The following is a 16,921-nucleotide window of genomic DNA, read 5'->3' on the forward strand; positions in this document are numbered from 1 at the left end:
CGGCGTGGCCTGACGATTCGAAAGGCGGTGATCGGGGGATTAGGGCAACGCGCACGGAATGCTCCCGGGCCCATGCATACGGGCAAGCGTGACATTTATAAGCTGGGAGTATGACGCTTGTGTGACAGCTATGATTCCGACTTATCTTGCAGGACTCAAACCTGCTTTCCAGACGATCATTCCCTCAAGCCTGTAGGAAACTTTAACGAGGAGACACATTTCCACACTTTCCTGAATGTCTTCGGCGAGTTAGGCTGCGCGTTCATTTCGCCAGCACCTACATGATGCTCCAGCATTTTTTACAAGAATTTGGCTACTTCGCCCTTTTCCTCGGGACCTTTTTCGAAGGTGAGACCATTCTGGTTCTCGCCGGATTTCTTGCGTTCCGTGGATACATGGACATCAACCTGGTGGTCGTCGTCGCCTTTTTTGGCAGTTACGCAGGCGACCAGCTCTGGTACTTCATGGGACGCAAGCATGGCCGCAAGCTTCTGGCACGCAAGCCACGCTGGCAATTGCTGGGCGATCGGGCGCTGGAACATATCCGCCGTCACCCCGACATCTGGGTGCTGAGTTTCCGTTTTGTGTACGGCCTGCGCACGGTCATGCCCGTCGCCATTGGCCTTTCAGGCTATCCGCCAGGCCGTTATCTGCTTCTCAATGGTATCGGCGCGGCGGTCTGGGCAGCGGCACTGGGCGCGGCCGCCTACAAATTCGGCGCCGTGCTTGAAGGCCTGTTGGGCAACGTCAAGAAATACGAGCTGTGGGTGCTGGGCCTGTTGTTGGTCATTGGCGTGCTGCTCTGGATTCGGCGCCGCATCAAGAACGCGCGAATCGCCAAAGAAGCCAGGCTCGCCGTTGCGGCGAATGCCGACGTCAAGAACCCTCCAGACGAGTGATGCGCACTCGGGCGCCATGCAGCGCGGCCGCGCTCAGCGCCGTGTAAGCCAGCGTCATCCCCCAGCCGAGCGCACTGACTTGCCAAAGGCCCACCACGGGCGCCACAGCCATCAGTGGCAGATTCGCTGCCAGCCTCAACCCTTCCAGCTTCATCGCAGACGGCCTGTCCTCCAGCGCAGCGCCGAAAACAAACAAACCGAATGCCACCCAGCCCCAACCGAGCACCAACGCAGGTGATGGCAGCGTTTCGCCATTGGACAGCAGATAGCTGCCGAGCAACGTGTACAGCGAAAACTGCACGCCCACATACAGCTGTCGGGCGAGGCTTATCGGCACCTCGTATTTGCAGAACTGACCGAGGTCGGGCTTTTCGATCGGATGCATTTGCGCCACATCCGCTGGCCGCCAACCGGTGCGCATGAACCAGATCCTCAGCTTGTCTTTCCACGATGCGGTGTGGCGCGCGTCCGAAGCCAGCCGAGCATAGAACTGCAGGTTTGCCCATATCGGATTCCAGCTGCGCAACGGCGTGGTCACGCCGAAAACCGGAGGATCACTGTCCAGTTCCTCCTGGAATGTGCCGAACAGCCGGTCCCAAACAATGAACACCCCGCCATAGTTGCGATCCATGTAGATAAGGTTCTGCGCATGGTGGGCTCGATGATTGGACGGCGTGACGAAAACCTGCTCGAACCAGCCAAGCTTGGGAATGTGCCGGGTATGCACCCAGAATTGATACAGCAAGTTGAGCGATGCCACCGCGACGAACACCACCAGCGGCACACCGATCACGGCCAGCGGCAGGTAGAAGATCCAACTCAGCAGGAAACCCGTGCTGGTCTGCCGCAAGGCAGTGGAGAGGTTGTAGTCCTCGCTCTGGTGATGCACCGAGTGAGCGGCCCAGAGGATATTCCGCTCGTGCCCCATTCGATGCAGCCAGTAGTAACAGAGGTCATAAGCCACGAACGCAAAAACCCAGACCCACACGCTTTGCGCCGGCAACTGCCACAACGCCAGATGCTCCAGGGCGAAGGCGTAGGAAACAAGCCCGACGCCCTTGGTCAGCAGCCCGGTCGTGGTCGACAGGACACCGGTACTGAGGCTGTTGATTGCGTCTGCGACTCGGTAATTGCTGACCTTTCGCCAACGGTCCGCAAGCAGCTCAACTGCGATCAGTACGAAGAAAAAGGGCACCGCGTACAGAATGAAATTCATCAACGTCACCTGGCGACGAAACATCGAAGACTAGGCGTGCTCCGGGCAAAACCCTATGGCACCGAATTACAAATTAGTAGACATTTGTCGACATCGTTGGCGACGCGGCTGGCTTGCGCAGCGCCATGGAAAACGACAGAACCGGCGCCCTGATACGCACCGGATCGCCCAAGAGAGGGAGCACACGCATGAGCAAAAAAGTTGCCGTTATTCTTTCCGGCTGCGGCGTCTACGACGGCGCGGAAATTCATGAAAGCGTGCTCACCCTGCTGCGCCTGGACCAACGCGGCGCTCAAGTGAAGTGCTTTGCACCCGACATCGCACAGCATCACGTCATCAATCATCTGACGGGTGAGGAAATGCCGGAAACGCGCAATGTGCTGGTTGAGTCGGCGCGCATCGCTCGCGGCGCCATCGAAGACATTCGCGAAGCCGACATCACCGAGTTCGACGCGCTGATCATCCCTGGCGGCTTCGGCGCTGTGAAAAACCTGTCGGACTTCGCCGCACAAGGCGCTGGCTGCAAGGTACAGGCGCAGGTGCTGGCCATGGCGGAGGCCTTCGCCGAAGCGGGCAAACCTGTGGGTCTGATCTGCGTATCACCGGCACTGGCCGCGAAAATCTATGGCCCGGGCGTCACCTGCACCATCGGCAACGACGCCGACACCGCTGCGGCGATCACCCAAATGGGCGGCGCCCATCAGGAATGCGACGTCAGCGACATCGTCGAAGACAAAGACCGCAAGCTGGTGAGTACGCCCGCGTACATGGTCGCCAAGTCGATCGGCGAAGCGGCGTCCGGCATCAACAAGCTGGTGGACCGCGTACTGGAGTTGGTTCAGGAAAACGAAGAACAGGTCACCGCCTGATTCGCGCATCGCCTGATCGCTGACCGCTGCAGTTCAGCACTCAGGGCAAGCCGCGCTGCGGCGATCAGCGAGCAAGCCGCTCAGCCGCGGGCGAGTCGGGTCAGAATCCTGTCCAGTGAATTGGCGAACGCCTGTTTTTCCCGGTCGCCGTAAGCGCCCTGCCCGCCGCTCGCTTGCCCTTGCTCGCGCAGATCAGTGAACAGGTTGCGCACGGCAAGCCGCTCGCCCATGTTCTGTGCGTCGAACTCCTTGCCTCGGGGGTCCAGAGCCGACACGCCCTTTTTCACCAGGCGGTCAGCCAGCGGCACGTCGCTGCAGATCACCAGCTCGCCTGGCACGGCATGTTCCACCAGATAGTCATCGGCAGCATCAGGCCCGCTGGGCACGACGATCAGCCTGACCAGGGTGAAGCTCGGCTTGATCTGACTTTGACCCGCCACCAGCACGACCTCGAACTGCCGCTTGAGGGCGAATTTGATGACCTGGTCCTTGGCCGCCTTCGGGCAGGCGTCGGCATCGATCCAGACGCGCATGACTCATACTCCACGATCACATTTGAAAACATCCCGCAGCCATCTTGCAGAGGGATCACTCGGTATTACGTTGCCCCCAACTCGGCCCTGACAACGTCAGCAAGCGCTGTCGGAAAGCGGCCTGGCTCGACTTACGGCGCTGGAAGCGGCCATTGTTCCTGCCGCAGCGTCGGCACTCAAGCTTTGCTTCACCTCATGCAGAAACAATGGATTCTCTGGCGGGCAGGCTGATTCCTGAGCCTTTGAGACGGCCGTGCGAAGAACTCAGATCAGCGGGTCGGACGTTTCCGAAACAGTCGTGAGATATCAAATAGCCATTGTTTTAGCTGGCACGCTCTCTATAATCCCCGCCCCACGACGAGGCCCTCCAGCGGCGCTCGTGTTTGTTTGAAGGTGCCCGCCTTCTGAAACGGATTGTAGCGCCGCCCCTTCAACCGGGCCGGCCTTTTCAAGGATCGATTTGATGCTTCGCCGCGCCCTCACCTTATTCAGCCTGATCGTGATCCTGAACCTGACCGGCTGTGCGGCGTTTCGCAGCTATGACACCGAGTTGCAGCAGACCAACCAGCAACTGAGCAGCGGCAACGTGGACGGCGCGCTCGCCTTGCTGGAAAAGAACAACACCGGCGACGAAAAAGACCTGCTCTATTACTTCGAAAAAGGCGAGCTGCTGCGTTTCAGGGGCGATCTGATCGGCAGCCAGACAGCCTGGGGCCGAGCGGACCAGACCGTCATCGCATGGGAAGACGCGGTCAGGCTCGACAGCAGCAAATACCTGGCCGGTTTCGGCAGTCTTCTGATCAACGACAAGGTTCGCCGCTACGAAGGCTACGACTATGAAAAGGTCATGCTGACGACGCAGATGGCCCTGAACAGGCTGGCCCAGAACGACTTCGATGGCGCCCGTACCGAAATAAAAAAAACCCACGAGCGCGAGGCGCTCATCGCTGAACTGCACGACAAGGCCTACCTCAAGCGTGAGGATGAAGCGCAAAACCACGGCGTGACGACGCAACTCAAGGACTTGAAGGGCTATCCGGTAGAGTCTCTGGATGCACCGGAAGTGGTAAGCCTGAAGAACAGCTATCAGAGTGCGTTCAGCCATTACCTTGCCGGCTTTGTCTACGAAGCGCTGGGTGAAAAAGACCTCGCTGCGCCCGGCTATCGTCAAGCTGCGGAACTGCGGCCGGGCACTCCACTGCTGGAACAGGCGCTGCTGAATCTCGACGCGGCCGGCAGCAAGCACGGCAACGCCGACGCAAACAGCGAAGTACTGATTGTCGTGCAGAGTGGGTTTGCCCCTGCCCGGGACTCGATCCGCATACCGCTTCCCCTGCCGATCGACAATAACGTTGTGATCACTGCGCTCTCATTCCCGGTGATCAGAGCTGACACCTCGACGCCGTTCTTCAATCAGATCGGTCTGGACGGACAGCAAATCAACCTGACCGCACTCAACAGCACCACCGCCATGTCCCGCCGTGCGTTACGCGACGACATGCCCGGCATCATCGTGCGCACGACGGTACGCGCGGTCAGTCGCGGTGTCGCGCAGAAGAAACTGAATGAGGTGAACCCGCTGGCTGGCCTCGCCGTGGGGATCGCATCGGCGATCACCGAGGGCGCAGACACCCGCACATGGCGCACGCTGCCGGACCAGACGCTGGTCGCACGCCTGCGCCTGAAGCTCGGTGAACATAACCTCGTACTGCCGTCGTCAGTCGGTGACACGCACGTGCGCCTCGACATTGATCGCCCATACCAGGTCATCACACTTCGCGCCATCGGCAATCAGGTCTACGCCAGCGGTCTGGCTGCTCGGGTAATGCCCACAGACCTGCCGCAGGCCGTGGCCATTAACAAACCCTGAACGGAGAATCTCCATGCGTTGCAAATCGTTCGGCCTGATGGTGCTGGCCTTGCTCGCCGGCTGCGCCACACCGCCGCCTCCGGCCCCCGGCAGTGCGGCCAGCAAGGTCGTTGCCATGGGCAGCCTTAAAAACATCGAAATAGGCGCGATGCGCGTCGCACGTGAAAACGGCTACCTGACCGTCAACGTGTCACTCCAGAACACCAGCCGTTACAACAAGACGATGTATTACCGATTTGCCTGGCTGGGTAATGACGGTTTCCCGGTCGCCGAGCCGGATGTCTGGAAGAGCGTCGTGCTGTACGGCTCTCAGAGCAGTTTCCTGCCCGCTGTCGCCCCCTTGCCGAAGGCCACGGACTTCCGGCTTGAAGTCAAAACCCCTTGATCGATACCGCTTCGTTCAGTTCACGAGATTCCCTGCATGCTGACATTCCGCTTTTCGCTCCTCGCCGCGCTGGCCGTGCTCACCGCCGGTTGCGCCAACAATTCACCCGTACTCGGCAGCAAGAACATCAGCTACGGTGACACCAAGGCCATCGAAACCGTGACCAATGAGTTCGGCTCGACCGATCTGCAAATGATCGCCGAAAGCATGACCCGCTCTCTCGCCCAGTCCGGCACCCTCCAGGGTCGCCCGGTGGTGCAGGTCTACGACGTGAAGAACAAGACCAGCGAATACATCGACACCCGTGAGATCACCACCTCAATCAAGACTCAGCTGATGAAGTCTGGTGCTGCCCGTTTTGCCAGCGATAACACCGACATGCAAAGCCAGATCGATCAGTTGAAGCTGCAAAACCAGAGCGGCTTGTACAAGCAGTCGACAGTCAGTAAAACCGGCAACATGGTCGCCGCCAGATATCGTCTTGAAGGCTCGATCAGCTCGATCGTCAAGCGCAGCAGCGACTACAAGGACGTCTTCTACAAATTCAGCCTGCAGTTGGTCGACGTCGAGTCCGGGCTGGCTGAATGGATGGACGAAAAAGAGATCCGCAAGACCACGGAGCGATGATGATGCGTGCATGGATCGGCGTTCTCGCGCTGCTGTGCGCGATGGAGGCACAAGGAGCGCCCAGATTGGCAGTCACTGACCTGGCCTTCGAACAGCGTGTGGAGGAATACATCCACACTGTTTCGGCGCAAACCGGGTTCCAGGCCAACGCCTACAGCGCGAACGGCTCGGCGGACTTCAGCGAGTACGAATCGCGCAATACGTACATCGAACAGGGTGAGCTGCGACAATTCAGCGGCGACATCAAGGGCCAGATTCTCAAGTCCGGTCTGTTCCAGCTGGTGCAGGGCGCGCCCTACACGGCGAGCGCCAGAGAGGATGTTCACGACATCATCAAACGTATCAAGAACGGCAACTTCAAAGGGGCCGACTACGTTCTGTTCGGAACCGTATCGGACATCGACTTTCGACAGAACATCAACGAAATCGCCAGCACCAACAGCCACTCGGCGGTGTTGGGACTGACATTGGTGGGTAATTTCAGCCTGATCAATACCCGGACCTACGAAATCACCTCGGCATTTACCGCGATGGGCGAGGCGCAGGACACCAGGTTGGTCAACGGCAACGACGTACGCGTCTCGCCCAATCGTGGCCGTGTGGTCCGTGAAGTGTCGAAGTCGATCGGCATGGACGTCGCGCGCCAGCTCAGCGAGCAATTGCGCGGCGAAGTGGAGTACTCGCAAGACCAACCTGCACCGCGCAGCAGCCTGCCCCGCGATGAGGCACCGAAGATTCTGCGTTAAATCGTGAGGAATATGCCGAAGCGCTGTGGGAGCGAGCTGGCTCACTCCCACTCAGTCAGACCACCGAGCGATCAGTCACGCGCGGTGCAATGTCGCGAGGAACGCCGCGGCGCTGACGAACAATCCGGCAAACGTGCGGTTCATGCGCCGTTGCTGCTTGGGGGTTTTCAACAGGCGCAGGACCTTCGAGGCAAGCCCCGTGTAGCCGGCCATCACGATCAGATCAACGCTGACCATTGTCGCCATGATGGTCAGGTATTGGGGCATCAGTGACAGGTGGGTATCAATGAATTGAGGCAGGATCGCGAGCATGAACACCAGCGCCTTAGGGTTGCTGATGTTGACCAGAAAACCTCGCGCCACCAACGCCAGAGGCTTGCCGATCGGGCGAACCGCCGAGTCGTCTGACAGGTCGCCCGGCAGCGCGCGCCATTGCTTCACGCCCAGATAGACCAGGTAGGCCACACCGAACCATTTGATCAGCGTGAACGCCAGCGCGGAGGTCGCCAACACCGCGCCCAGGCCAGCGGCGATGACTGCGATCTGAACGATGAGCGCCAGTTGAAGACCCAGCGCGTTCCAGTAGCCGCGCCAGAATCCGTATTGCAGACCACTGGACATCGATGCAATGGCACCGGCACCCGGCGAAAGGCTGATGACCCAGCAAGCTGCAAAGAAAGCCAGCCATGTTTCAAGCGACATATGCACCTCGGCGACGAAAATCTTCGCTTAACCTAAGGTTTATGCGATTCAAAAACCAATTATTTCTAACTGTTGCTGTGACTTCGCAGGCAGCTGTGCAGGTCGTTAGCGCTGCGCGTGTTCGCCCGCGCGCTTTTCACCGGAGATGATCGGAGTGCCGTCATTGCCGCGCCAGCGGCGGATCGATTTCTGAAAAAACTGACTGTTGGGCACCTGCACCAATGTGCCGCCCAATTCAGCGGGCTCGACCAATGTGGTGAACATCAGGTTGATCGCGGTGACGCGCCCTTTGATGCCGGGTTTGTCCGTGGTGTCGACCAACTCGACCATATCCCCGATCCTGAACGGCCCCATCGTAAAGATGAACACCGCACAGAGCAGATTGGACAACACACTCCACATCGCAAAAAACGCGACGGCGGCGACCGCGACGAAGCCGGACAGCGCCGCCCACAACACCGAGGCCGAAACCCCCAGCCGGCCCAGCACCGCAACAAACGCAGTGCCCATGATCAACCAGCGAAGGCCGCCGCGCAGCATCACCAACAGCTCTGGCGGTAACAGCGGATAGCGCTCGGCCAACCCCGTCAGAAAACGGGCGACGATGCGCTGCAGCGTGTAGCCGACGAGCAGAATCAACAGAATCTGCAGGCCGACCAGAATCGGCTCGATCCAATAAGCAGGAACAGGCAGTGCCAGCGATTCCATCAGGACAACGCTTCCAGCTCGGCCTGCATCGATTCGAGCAACTCCAGGGCTTCCATCCAGGCTTCTTCAAGCTCGGACTCACGGACCTTGAGCTTCGCCTGATCCGCAAGCAGATCGCGTAGCTTGTCCTTGTTGGCCGCTTCATAAATGGCGCTGTCGCCCAACGCGGACTCAATCTTCGCCAGCTTTTCGTGAAGCGTCCCCAGCTCTTTCTCCAGCTTCTCGGCTTCGCGCTTGTGCGGCGCCAGTTGCTGGCGCAGGGCAGCCGCCTGCTGACGCTGGGCCTTCTTGTCGGTCTTGTCGGCATTGACCGGCGATGTGCTTACCGGCGCGTTGCGCAAGCGATAATCCACCAGCCAGCGGGCGTAATCATCCAGGTCACCGTCGAATTCCTGTACGACGCCATCGGCGACCAGCAGGAAATTGTCGGTTGTACTCTTGAGCAGGTGGCGATCGTGAGAGACCACCAGCACCGCGCCGCTGAACTCTTGCAGCGCCATGGTCAGCGCCAGGCGCATCTCCAGATCGAGGTGGTTGGTGGGCTCGTCGAGCAGCAACAGGTTCGGCTTGTCCCAAGCGATGAGCGCCAACGCCAGCCGGGCCTTTTCGCCACCCGAGAAATTCAGGACCGGCTCATCCAGCCGAGCGCCACGAAAATCGAAGCCACCCAGGAAATCACGCAGCGTCTGCTCCCGCTCGGTCGGCGCAATACGCTGCAGGTGCAGCAGCGGGCTGGCCTTGGCATCAAGTGAATCCAGTTGATGCTGGGCGAAATAACCGACGACTGTGTTCTCACCACGAACCAGGCGGCCGCTCAACGGCTCAAGCTCGCCAGCAAGGTTCTTGATCAACGTGGATTTACCGGCGCCGTTCGGGCCCAGCAAACCAATGCGAGCGCCCGGCGTGAGCTGCAGCTTGACCTTCTGCAGGATGGCTTTTTCGCCGTAGCCCAGACGCGCGTCAGACAAATCCAGCAACGGGCTGGAAATCTTGTCGGACTCGCGGAAGGTGAAATCGAATGGCGAATCGACATGCGCCGCCGACAGCTCTTCCATGCGTTCCAGCGCCTTGATACGGCTCTGCGCCTGACGAGCCTTGGTGGCTTGGGCCTTGAAGCGTGCAATGAATTTCTCCATGTGCGCGCGCTGCGCCTGCTGCTTCTCATACGCCTGTTGCTGCTGCGCCAGACGCTCGGCACGGGCGCGCTCGAAGGCACTGTAACCGCCGCGATAAAGCGTGATTTTCTTTTGCTCGACATGGGCGACGTGATCGACCACAGCGTCGAGAAAATCCCGGTCGTGGGAGATCAGCAAGAGTGTTCCGGGATAGCTCTTGAGCCAGTCCTCAAGCCACAGAATGGCGTCGAGATCCAGGTGGTTGGTTGGCTCATCGAGCAGCAGCAGGTCCGATGGGCACATCAAGGCTTGCGCCAGGTTCAGACGCATCCGCCAGCCGCCGGAGAAGTCTCCTACCTGCCGTTCCATCTGCTCATTGGTAAAGCCCAGACCGGCCAGCAACTTGCGGGCCCTTGCGTCAGCGGTGTAGCCGTCCGCGCTGTCGAGCTCCGAATGCAATCGCGCCTGAGCCGCGCCGTCGTGCGCGGCCTCGGCGGCCGCAAGATCACGCTGCACCTGACGCAAACGCAGATCGCCGTCGAGCACATAGTCCACAGCCAGACGGTCAAGGGTGTCGACCTCCTGACGCATGTGCGCGATGCGCCAGTCTGCAGGCAGCGAACAATCACCGTTGTCGGGAGACAGCTCACCCCGCAAAAGTGCGAACAGGCTGGATTTACCGGCGCCATTCGCGCCGATCAAGCCGGCTTTCTGGCCGGCGTGCAGCGTCAGCTCGGCGTCTTCTAGCAGACGTTGCGGACCACGCTGTAAGGTAAGGCTTTGAAGTCTGATCATAATGGCGGCGGAGTCTACCAGCTTCGTCCAGAACAGGTAGATGACTATGCCTTGCGACCTTTGGAGTTTCACCCTGGATTTCTATGCCCGAGCGGGTGTCGAGCAAGCCTGCCTGACGCTGCAGGCCAGCGGCGCCAACGTTTGTGCGCTGCTGTGTGGCGTCTGGATGGATCAACGTGGCGTTCCGTTCGATCAGCGACGCGCCGAGGAAATCGGACAATTGGCGACCCCGTGGCACGATCAGGTGGTGGGGCCATTGCGGGCGGTTCGTACACGCTGGAAGGCCGACTCAGCGAACGATGAGGAACTCAAGGCACTGCGCGAAAGGGTTAAAACGCTTGAGCTGGATGCCGAGCGCGAGCTGCTGGTGAGGCTCGAACGTTTGACCAAAGACTGGCCGGAAGACGGACCGAGCCAGACAGGCGCCTGGCTGGCGGCTCTCGCAGAGCGAGCGGCGAACGAAAATCCCGACGCGCTTCATGTTTTGCTGCGCGCCGGGACGGAGATTGCTTAAGAAGCGCTGTTCGAGGTCGAACCCGTCGACGGCGTCGCTGCAGGAGTGGCAGGTGCCGCTGGGGCGGTAGTCGATGCGGGCGCTACCGGTGCTGGAGCAGCGGGCTTGGCGGAAGCCGGCGTCGCAGGCTTGGCCGCAGGTTTCGCTGCAGGCTTGGCAGCGGCAGGCTTTGCCGCTGTCGGCTTGGCTGTTGCAGGCTTGCTGGCGGCTTTGGTGGCGGCAGGTTTTGCAGCAGCAGGTTTGGCGGCCGCTGGCTTGGCAGCCGGAGTCGCTTTGGCAGCAGGCTTGGCAGTGGCAGGTTTGGCAGGCGCTTTGGTAGCCGCAGGTTTTGCAGCAGGTGCTTTCGCCGCAGGCTTGGCAGCAGCGGTTTTCGCAGCAGGTTTAACGGCTGGCTTGGCAGTCGCGGCGGGCTTGGCGGCCGCGGTCTTGACTGGAGTTTTCGCCGCGACCGGCGCCTTCACAGCGGGTTTCGCAGCTGGCTTGCTTGCAGCTTTGACGGCTGGTTTTGCGGCAACCGGCGCCTTGCTTGCGGCAGGTTTGGCGGCAGCGGTTTTCACCGGCGCCTTGGCGGCAGGTTTCACAACAGCCTTGGCAGAGGCTTTTACCGGGGCTTTGGCAGCAGGCTTGGCAGCTGCAGTTTTGACAGCGGGTTTGGCGACCGTTGTTTTGCCGGCCGGCTTGCTGGATGCTTTGACAGCAGCCTTGGCGGCAGTCTTCTCGGTGGCAGCTTTGGCCGCGCGATCACTCAGCGCTTTGCCAACGGCTTCTTTCACGCGACCCACGCCCTGCGCGAGCTTCAGGCTTTCCTGCGCGTCACGCTTGAGGTTGAGGATGTAGGCGCGGGTTTCGGTCTGACGATCTTTCAATGCATCGAGCAGGGTCTCAAGCTCAGCAACGCTGCTCTTGGCTTTGGTCTGTGCCTTGGCTTTACCGGCGTTGGCAGAGTCTTGCAATTTGATGCGGGATTTATGCAGTTTTTCCTGGGCTTTGCCGCGTTGCTTTTCCAGCTTGGCGAGCAATTTTTCAGCGTCTGCGAGCGCTTGAGAACAGGCATTTTCAAGATGCTCAAGCAGACTGCCCGAAAGTTGTTGGAGCAAATGCAACGGAGTGTTTACTGGCTTCTTAGTGGCCGACATGACTTACCTCCTGGCTGATTTGAATGCGGCTCATACTAGACCTCTGCCCGCACCGCCGCTAGGGCATCTTGACACTGCAATTTCCGGTCTGTTGCAGTTCGGGCAAAATCGCTGCATTCCCCATCACATTCGGCGCGCGGCGCTGGCATAATCGCTCACTTCCCAGGCCGGAGAGCATTCATGTCGCGCTACCTGTTTATGTCGTTGTTCCTCTTGGTACCCTTTGCTCACGCGACCGATGCCCCGCCGTCCGATAACGCACACGACCTGGCGTACAGCCTGGGCGCCAGTCTTGGCGAACGTCTGCGTCAGGAAGCGCCGGATCTGCAATTGCCTGCGCTGATCGAAGGTCTGCAGCAGGCCTATCAGAACAAGCCTTTGGCGATCAAGCCGGAACGCATGGAACAGATCCTCAGTGACCACGATGCCGCGCTCGCTCAGGCTGAAAATTCCGGGCAATCCGAGCCACAGACCGAGGCGGCGCTGAAGGAAGAACGTCGATTCATGGAGGCCGAAAAAGCCAAGCCAGGCGTTCGTCAGCTGGCCGACGGAATCCTGATGACCGAGCTGGCGCCCGGTAACGGTCCGAAGCCTGACATCAATGGTCGTGTTCAGGTCAAGTACGTCGGCAAGCTGCCTGACGGCACCATCTTCGACCAGAGCCAGCAGCCTCAATGGTTTCGACTGGACAGCGTAATCGCCGGCTGGACCACCGCGCTGGTGGACATGCCCGTAGGCGCCAAGTGGCGTCTGGTGATTCCTTCGGCCCAAGCCTATGGCGCTGAAGGCGCAGGCGACCTGATTGATCCCTACACGCCGCTGGTGTTCGAGATCGAGCTGATCGCAGTGTCCCAATAACGTCGGATTCGGGCACGCATCAGTGGAGAGCCGCTGTGCGCAAGGCCATAAAAAAGGGTGCCCCGAGGCACCCTTTTTTGCGACCTGAACGGGGTCAGGCCTGAACAGCCAGCTTGTCTTTGTGTGCGGTATGCAACACTTCGATCAGGCAGTCTTCCAGCTCGAAGCGCTCATGCAGCAAGCCGCCCAATTCTTTGAATTTCTCTGCCACGCATTTCCCTTCATCGCACAGATCATTGAACGCCAGCAGCTTTTCAGTGATGACGTCGATTCGGGGATAGAGGGTGTCTGCGAGTTCGAGACCGCGCTGATCGTTGAAAGCCTTGGCTTCGCCCGTCAACTGCTCGTAGATTTCGAAATGACCGGCCGATACGTAATCGACCAATGTGCCGCAGAACTCCTGCAGCTGCTTGCGAGTTTCAGACAACGCTTCTGGCTCTGCACCAAGCACATCGTAGGCTTTGATCAGCTCGTTGCGTTCTTGCAGCCAGCGATCGATCAGCTTGTGAACTCCGCCCCAGCGTTCCTGAGCATTCTGACAACTTTCCAGCATGATGTTCTCTCTTCCCTTCAGGGGCATGCTGCCTTGAATCGCTTGGCGATCCGGCCGATGCGTATGAAAACCGGCTCAGAAAAACCGTCGATGGCAGCATTATTCCGATGATGCGTGCGGCCCAGATTATGCCCGCATGACTAGGCCTTCAAGGTACGCAGGAGAGAAAGTTCATACAAGTGTTTAATCAGAGCTGCCCGATTCCATTGGTCCGAATCGACGAAACTTGATGAAAAGGCAGTACAGCGCGAACAGGCTCATGCCCGCAAACGCCAGCAGACTCCACTCCGGCAGGCTGATGCCAAACAACGACCAGGTGATTTCAGAACACCCTGCATTGCCAGCCAGCACCAGGGAAAGAACCTTCGCGTACGGTTGCGTATCCAGCAAGTAGCGAAGGTTCTCCAGACACGCCGACATGTTTTCCGGAGGCGATGCTTGTAACCAGACTTGCCGGGCGGCAACTGATGCACCGATCAGTGAAAGCAGCAGGAGCGTGGCGGAATAGATTCGCAAACCAGTGCGAGCTGGCGCATGACAGGCGGCGATCAGGCAAACGCCCGCGAAGGTCATCAGCAGCGCGCGTTGCAGAGCGCACAGCGGACAAGGCGCGAAGGTCAATGTGGAGCCGAGATAGACAACCGCTCCTGTAATCGATGCACAGGCCAGAAACGCCAGAAAGAACAGGGAGCGCGTGCGAGCCAGATGCATGGAAAATCCGTAACAAAAGACGAAGGCGGCTACGGTAGAGGAAAGCGAGAGTCGCTTTCAAGGCAACCAGCGGAGGATATTTCTTAGTTCGTGTAGGGAAATCCCGACGCTTGCCCTAAGACGTTATACCGGCATCGCGCAACGCATTCTAAAGCCCTACATAACATTAAGAAACTTCCCACATCTCCAACAAAGCAAAACAGAAAAGGCCCCTGATGGGGCCTTAAGTTCTGTGAAGGCGACCCGCTCGATCAGACGCTGGTCAATGCCGGCAACGGTCTTGCCAGTAAACGCTCATCCAGTAATCCGAGGCCTTCCTGAAACAACTGATTGCTGCGATCCGTTTCACCCAGCTGCCCAAGAAGGCGCGCCAGTTCGGCACACGCTTCAGGATTGCGCTGCAACCTCAGGCTGCTCTCGAGATAGTCCCGCGCCTTGCCCCACAGACTGCTTTGCAGGCACAGCCTTCCAAGGGTCAGTAACAGTCCTGGATCGTCGGAATGGTTCTTCAGCCAACCTTCTGCGGTCTGCAATTGCTTGCCGGGATCACTGCCGCGGACCAGCCCATAGAGACGCGCCAGATGGCTGCTGTACTCACGTTTGAGCGAGTTGCGCAGCACTTCTTCGGCCTGAACCTCGGCCCCATGGCGACGCAGTTGTTCGGCGTAGGCCAGAACCAACGCAGGCTCCTGACGCTGGGCGGACGACAGTTGCTGCCAGGCCCTCTCCAACGCGGGCAATCCGGTAGCGCCCGCCTCGCCTTCCGCCCCGCGATAGGCCGCCAGCGAAAGGTTCTCACCCCAGGCACGCTTCTCGAGTTCGGCCAGCTCCTGGGCGGGCAGCACTTTGTCTTTGCGCAGCTCCGGCATCAGGCGGATCAGCTCGGACCACTCGCCGCGCTGACGATAAAGCCGCTGCAACTGACGCAACACTTGCGGGTTGTGCGGGTGACGTTCCTGCATGGCCTGCAAGGTCGCCAGAGCACCCTCACTGTCGCCGCGATCAAGTTGCAGTTGTGCATGATTCAACGCGATTGCCAGCTCGGCTTGCGGCTGACGTTCGAGCGCGCGTTCCAGCAGGTTGTCACTCTCCTCATAACGGCCCTGTTCGTTTGCCGCGCGGGCAGCGCCGAGGTAATACAAGAGCGGCTGGCTGTCAGCTTCGGCAGCACGATGCAGGTGCCGTTGCGCACTGGCCCAGCGACCTTCGGCAAGATCCATCTGGCCCTGCTCGATCGCGATCTGCACACGGCGGCTGCGGTTACGACGGGACCATGGATTGACTACGCCACCGGAGGTCGTCAGCAGCCGGATCAGGCCGCGAACGAACCAGATAATGAAGCCGATCGCGACGAGCAAGGCGAGCGCAGCCCAGAGGCTGGATTCGTAGCGGAACGTGTCGTAAGCAATCAGCACGTACCCGGCATGATGCGAAATGGCGAGACCGATCAGCGCCGCGACCACGATCAGTACGAAGACGATCACATAGGCGCGCTTCATGGGCGACTCCCCGGCTGCGCCCCGTCAGCCTGGTTGTCCAGCGCACCACCGACCGGCGAGTGGCGCTGCTGCAGATAGGCCTGAACCGCACTGAGACTTTGACTCAGGTCGGGCGTGACGACAGACACGGGTTTGCCGGCCAACTCGTCGAGGCGCTGGCCAATGACCTTGCTTTGCGGGTTGTCGCGGTTGAAGTTGGTATCCAGCACGCTCCGCGCTTCGGCAATCGCTTTACTGTAAACCGGCGCTTCTCCGTTCAAGGCTGCCCACTGCGCCTGCTCCAGCGCAAGGCTCAGCGCCAGTCGCACCTGGGTCAGGCTCTGGCCCGCCAACAGAGGGCGAATGTTGCGATCGGCATGAAAATCAATGCGCACGTACTGAGAGATCTTGTCCCACCACTTCGCCCAGTAGCTGTCTTCGCTGCCGTCAGTGAGGCCGAACAGGGAGTCGCCTTTGTCTTTGTATTCAGGAGCCAGGGCGTTCAACTCGCCAACCTGATCGCGCAAGGCAGCCAGCTGCAGGAACAACCCCGTGCGGTCCGGTTGATCGACGCTGCGCAGCGCCGCGAGGCTCTTGGCCAACTGCTCGCGGGCGGCAAATGCGCCTGGATCGTCTTGTTCGCGCAGGATCTCGTCGGCGCCCTGAACCAGCGCCTGCGCGCTGTTGATGTCTTGCAACGCAGACAGGCGCAGCGTCGCCAGACGCAGTAAATGCTCGGCTTCGGCCAGACGCCAGTCCTTGCGGCTCGCGCCCAGCACTGTTTCCAGACGCTGGCTCAGACGCTGCTGATCACCCTGCAACTGCGTGACCAGTCGGCGCCGGTCTTCCAGCTCTTCAGCTGGCGGCAGTTGCGCCAGTCGTGCCGACAGTTGCTGTTCGCTCTGCCTGAGTATCTGGGTTTGCGACCCGATGTCCTGCAACTGGCCAGACTGCTGCTGGCTGCCGGCCTGAATCGCGCGCAACTGCCAGACGCTCCAGCCTCCAACGGCGACGCCTGCTGCGCCGAGCAAGAGGGCCAGGATTGCCAGACCATTACTGCTGCGGCGGCTGGACGGTTGTTTGTGCGCTGGATCGGGCACCGGCTCAGAGTGGGCCAGTACCGGTTCAACGTCATCTTTTGGCAAGACTGTTTCGCTCACGTATCCATCCTTTGCATTTGGGCGTAATCGCGTAATCCGACTCGTC

Annotated in this window: 18 protein-coding genes; 8 read left to right on the forward strand and 10 right to left on the reverse strand. The window is 59.8% G+C overall.

From position 1 onward, the window contains the following. Nucleotides 1–281 precede the first annotated feature (281 nt). The gene (locus AAGQ88_RS25845) at nt 282–899 is read left to right on the forward strand and encodes a DedA family protein (RefSeq protein ID WP_285426545.1); all 618 of its coding nucleotides are present in this window, start codon (nt 282–284) and stop codon (nt 897–899) included. Here AAGQ88_RS25845 and AAGQ88_RS25850 read toward each other — a convergent pair. Beyond that, a complete protein-coding gene (locus AAGQ88_RS25850) occupies nt 877–2,115 on the reverse strand; it encodes a sterol desaturase family protein (RefSeq protein ID WP_342653986.1) in 1,239 nt (412 codons plus the stop codon). The genes AAGQ88_RS25845 and AAGQ88_RS25850 overlap by 23 nt on opposite strands. Nucleotides 2,116–2,303: 188 nt before the next feature. Between AAGQ88_RS25850 and elbB the strand changes: the two genes are divergently transcribed. Further along, nucleotides 2,304–2,984 carry an isoprenoid biosynthesis glyoxalase ElbB gene (gene elbB, locus AAGQ88_RS25855; RefSeq protein WP_342653987.1) on the forward strand — a complete coding sequence of 227 codons (681 nt, stop codon included), beginning with the start codon at nt 2,304–2,306 and terminating at the stop codon, nt 2,982–2,984. 80 nt (nt 2,985–3,064) lie between these two features. Here the strand turns inward: elbB and AAGQ88_RS25860 are convergent, their stop codons facing one another. Further along, complete coding sequence (locus AAGQ88_RS25860; protein WP_285426542.1) at nt 3,065–3,517, reverse strand: YaiI/YqxD family protein; 453 nt, start codon at nt 3,515–3,517, stop codon at nt 3,065–3,067. Between the two features lie 463 nt (nt 3,518–3,980). On the opposite strand from AAGQ88_RS25860, the gene AAGQ88_RS25865 reads away from it, so the two are divergent. From AAGQ88_RS25865 to AAGQ88_RS25880, 4 genes are read left to right on the forward strand one after another with little or no spacing between them, the layout of a single operon-like run. After that, nucleotides 3,981–5,387, forward strand: a complete 1,407-nt coding sequence (locus AAGQ88_RS25865) for a hypothetical protein (RefSeq protein WP_342653988.1) — start codon at nt 3,981–3,983, stop codon at nt 5,385–5,387. A 13-nt stretch (nt 5,388–5,400) separates the two neighbouring features. After that, nucleotides 5,401–5,772: a YcfL family protein gene (locus tag AAGQ88_RS25870; RefSeq protein ID WP_285426540.1), complete on the forward strand. Its 372-nt coding sequence runs from the start codon at nt 5,401–5,403 to the stop codon at nt 5,770–5,772. A 36-nt stretch (nt 5,773–5,808) separates the two neighbouring features. Continuing rightward, the gene (gene lpoB, locus AAGQ88_RS25875) at nt 5,809–6,399 is read left to right on the forward strand and encodes a penicillin-binding protein activator LpoB (protein ID WP_342653989.1); all 591 of its coding nucleotides are present in this window, start codon (nt 5,809–5,811) and stop codon (nt 6,397–6,399) included. Between the two features lie 2 nt (nt 6,400–6,401). Next, nucleotides 6,402–7,145: a penicillin-binding protein activator LpoB gene (locus AAGQ88_RS25880; protein ID WP_342655891.1), complete on the forward strand. Its 744-nt coding sequence runs from the start codon at nt 6,402–6,404 to the stop codon at nt 7,143–7,145. A 75-nt stretch (nt 7,146–7,220) separates the two neighbouring features. Here AAGQ88_RS25880 and AAGQ88_RS25885 read toward each other — a convergent pair whose 3' ends face one another. The 3 genes from AAGQ88_RS25885 to AAGQ88_RS25895 all read right to left on the reverse strand — a co-directional run bounded on the left by AAGQ88_RS25885 (nt 7,221) and on the right by AAGQ88_RS25895 (nt 10,465). Continuing rightward, entirely contained in the window at nt 7,221–7,847 is a 627-nt protein-coding gene (locus AAGQ88_RS25885; protein ID WP_285426537.1) for a LysE family transporter, read from the reverse strand. Nucleotides 7,848–7,952: 105 nt separating this feature from the next. Continuing rightward, nucleotides 7,953–8,555 carry a mechanosensitive ion channel family protein gene (locus AAGQ88_RS25890; protein ID WP_285426536.1) on the reverse strand — a complete coding sequence of 201 codons (603 nt, stop codon included), beginning with the start codon at nt 8,553–8,555 and terminating at the stop codon, nt 7,953–7,955. Further along, nucleotides 8,555–10,465, reverse strand: coding sequence for an ATP-binding cassette domain-containing protein (locus AAGQ88_RS25895; RefSeq protein WP_093466007.1), 1,911 nt, complete (start codon nt 10,463–10,465; stop codon nt 8,555–8,557). Before AAGQ88_RS25895 ends, AAGQ88_RS25890 begins: the two co-directional genes overlap by 1 nt. 46 nt (nt 10,466–10,511) lie before the next feature. On the opposite strand from AAGQ88_RS25895, the gene AAGQ88_RS25900 reads away from it, so the two are divergent. After that, nucleotides 10,512–10,979, forward strand: a complete 468-nt coding sequence (locus tag AAGQ88_RS25900; protein ID WP_342653990.1) for a TIGR02444 family protein — start codon at nt 10,512–10,514, stop codon at nt 10,977–10,979. On the opposite strand, the gene AAGQ88_RS25905 is transcribed toward AAGQ88_RS25900, so the two are convergent. Beyond that, on the reverse strand, nt 10,976–12,115 hold the full coding sequence (locus tag AAGQ88_RS25905) for an AlgP family protein (RefSeq protein ID WP_342653991.1): 1,140 nt from the start codon (nt 12,113–12,115) through the stop codon (nt 10,976–10,978). The two genes, AAGQ88_RS25900 and AAGQ88_RS25905, sit on opposite strands and share 4 nt — an antisense overlap. 180 nt (nt 12,116–12,295) lie before the next feature. Here AAGQ88_RS25905 and AAGQ88_RS25910 point away from each other — a divergent pair, with 180 nt between their 5' ends. Next, nucleotides 12,296–12,973: an FKBP-type peptidyl-prolyl cis-trans isomerase gene (locus tag AAGQ88_RS25910; RefSeq protein WP_285426533.1), complete on the forward strand. Its 678-nt coding sequence runs from the start codon at nt 12,296–12,298 to the stop codon at nt 12,971–12,973. Nucleotides 12,974–13,067: 94 nt separating this feature from the next. Here AAGQ88_RS25910 and rsd read toward each other — a convergent pair whose 3' ends face one another. From rsd to AAGQ88_RS25930, 4 genes are all read right to left on the reverse strand, one after another. Then, nucleotides 13,068–13,526, reverse strand: coding sequence for a sigma D regulator (rsd, locus tag AAGQ88_RS25915; RefSeq protein WP_093466016.1), 459 nt, complete (start codon nt 13,524–13,526; stop codon nt 13,068–13,070). 183 nt (nt 13,527–13,709) lie between these two features. Further along, entirely contained in the window at nt 13,710–14,237 is a 528-nt protein-coding gene (locus AAGQ88_RS25920) for a disulfide bond formation protein B (protein ID WP_285426532.1), read from the reverse strand. A gap of 251 nt (nt 14,238–14,488) precedes the next feature. After that, nucleotides 14,489–15,736: a heme biosynthesis protein HemY gene (locus AAGQ88_RS25925; protein WP_342653992.1), complete on the reverse strand. Its 1,248-nt coding sequence runs from the start codon at nt 15,734–15,736 to the stop codon at nt 14,489–14,491. Continuing rightward, nucleotides 15,733–16,875 carry a uroporphyrinogen-III C-methyltransferase gene (locus AAGQ88_RS25930; RefSeq protein WP_342653993.1) on the reverse strand — a complete coding sequence of 381 codons (1,143 nt, stop codon included), beginning with the start codon at nt 16,873–16,875 and terminating at the stop codon, nt 15,733–15,735. Before AAGQ88_RS25930 ends, AAGQ88_RS25925 begins: the two co-directional genes overlap by 4 nt. Nucleotides 16,876–16,921 lie beyond the last annotated feature (46 nt).

The organism is Pseudomonas sp. F3-2 (assembly GCF_038804275.1).
Lineage (GTDB): Bacteria > Pseudomonadota > Gammaproteobacteria > Pseudomonadales > Pseudomonadaceae > Aquipseudomonas.

Excerpts from the sequence above, each read along its gene's own strand:
- AAGQ88_RS25845 (WP_285426545.1), top strand. The coding sequence starts at position 282 with ATGATGCTCCAGCATTTTTTACAAGAATTTGGCTACTTCGCCCTTTTC.
- AAGQ88_RS25850 (WP_342653986.1), bottom strand. The coding sequence starts at position 2,115 with ATGAATTTCATTCTGTACGCGGTGCCCTTTTTCTTCGTACTGATCGCA.
- elbB (WP_342653987.1), top strand. The coding sequence starts at position 2,304 with ATGAGCAAAAAAGTTGCCGTTATTCTTTCCGGCTGCGGCGTCTACGAC.
- AAGQ88_RS25860 (WP_285426542.1), bottom strand. The coding sequence starts at position 3,517 with ATGCGCGTCTGGATCGATGCCGACGCCTGCCCGAAGGCGGCCAAGGAC.
- AAGQ88_RS25865 (WP_342653988.1), top strand. The coding sequence starts at position 3,981 with ATGCTTCGCCGCGCCCTCACCTTATTCAGCCTGATCGTGATCCTGAAC.
- AAGQ88_RS25870 (WP_285426540.1), top strand. The coding sequence starts at position 5,401 with ATGCGTTGCAAATCGTTCGGCCTGATGGTGCTGGCCTTGCTCGCCGGC.
- lpoB (WP_342653989.1), top strand. The coding sequence starts at position 5,809 with ATGCTGACATTCCGCTTTTCGCTCCTCGCCGCGCTGGCCGTGCTCACC.
- AAGQ88_RS25880 (WP_342655891.1), top strand. The coding sequence starts at position 6,402 with ATGCGTGCATGGATCGGCGTTCTCGCGCTGCTGTGCGCGATGGAGGCA.
- AAGQ88_RS25885 (WP_285426537.1), bottom strand. The coding sequence starts at position 7,847 with ATGTCGCTTGAAACATGGCTGGCTTTCTTTGCAGCTTGCTGGGTCATC.
- AAGQ88_RS25890 (WP_285426536.1), bottom strand. The coding sequence starts at position 8,555 with ATGGAATCGCTGGCACTGCCTGTTCCTGCTTATTGGATCGAGCCGATT.
- AAGQ88_RS25895 (WP_093466007.1), bottom strand. The coding sequence starts at position 10,465 with ATGATCAGACTTCAAAGCCTTACCTTACAGCGTGGTCCGCAACGTCTG.
- AAGQ88_RS25900 (WP_342653990.1), top strand. The coding sequence starts at position 10,512 with ATGCCTTGCGACCTTTGGAGTTTCACCCTGGATTTCTATGCCCGAGCG.
- AAGQ88_RS25905 (WP_342653991.1), bottom strand. The coding sequence starts at position 12,115 with ATGTCGGCCACTAAGAAGCCAGTAAACACTCCGTTGCATTTGCTCCAA.
- AAGQ88_RS25910 (WP_285426533.1), top strand. The coding sequence starts at position 12,296 with ATGTCGCGCTACCTGTTTATGTCGTTGTTCCTCTTGGTACCCTTTGCT.
- rsd (WP_093466016.1), bottom strand. The coding sequence starts at position 13,526 with ATGCTGGAAAGTTGTCAGAATGCTCAGGAACGCTGGGGCGGAGTTCAC.
- AAGQ88_RS25920 (WP_285426532.1), bottom strand. The coding sequence starts at position 14,237 with ATGCATCTGGCTCGCACGCGCTCCCTGTTCTTTCTGGCGTTTCTGGCC.
- AAGQ88_RS25925 (WP_342653992.1), bottom strand. The coding sequence starts at position 15,736 with ATGAAGCGCGCCTATGTGATCGTCTTCGTACTGATCGTGGTCGCGGCG.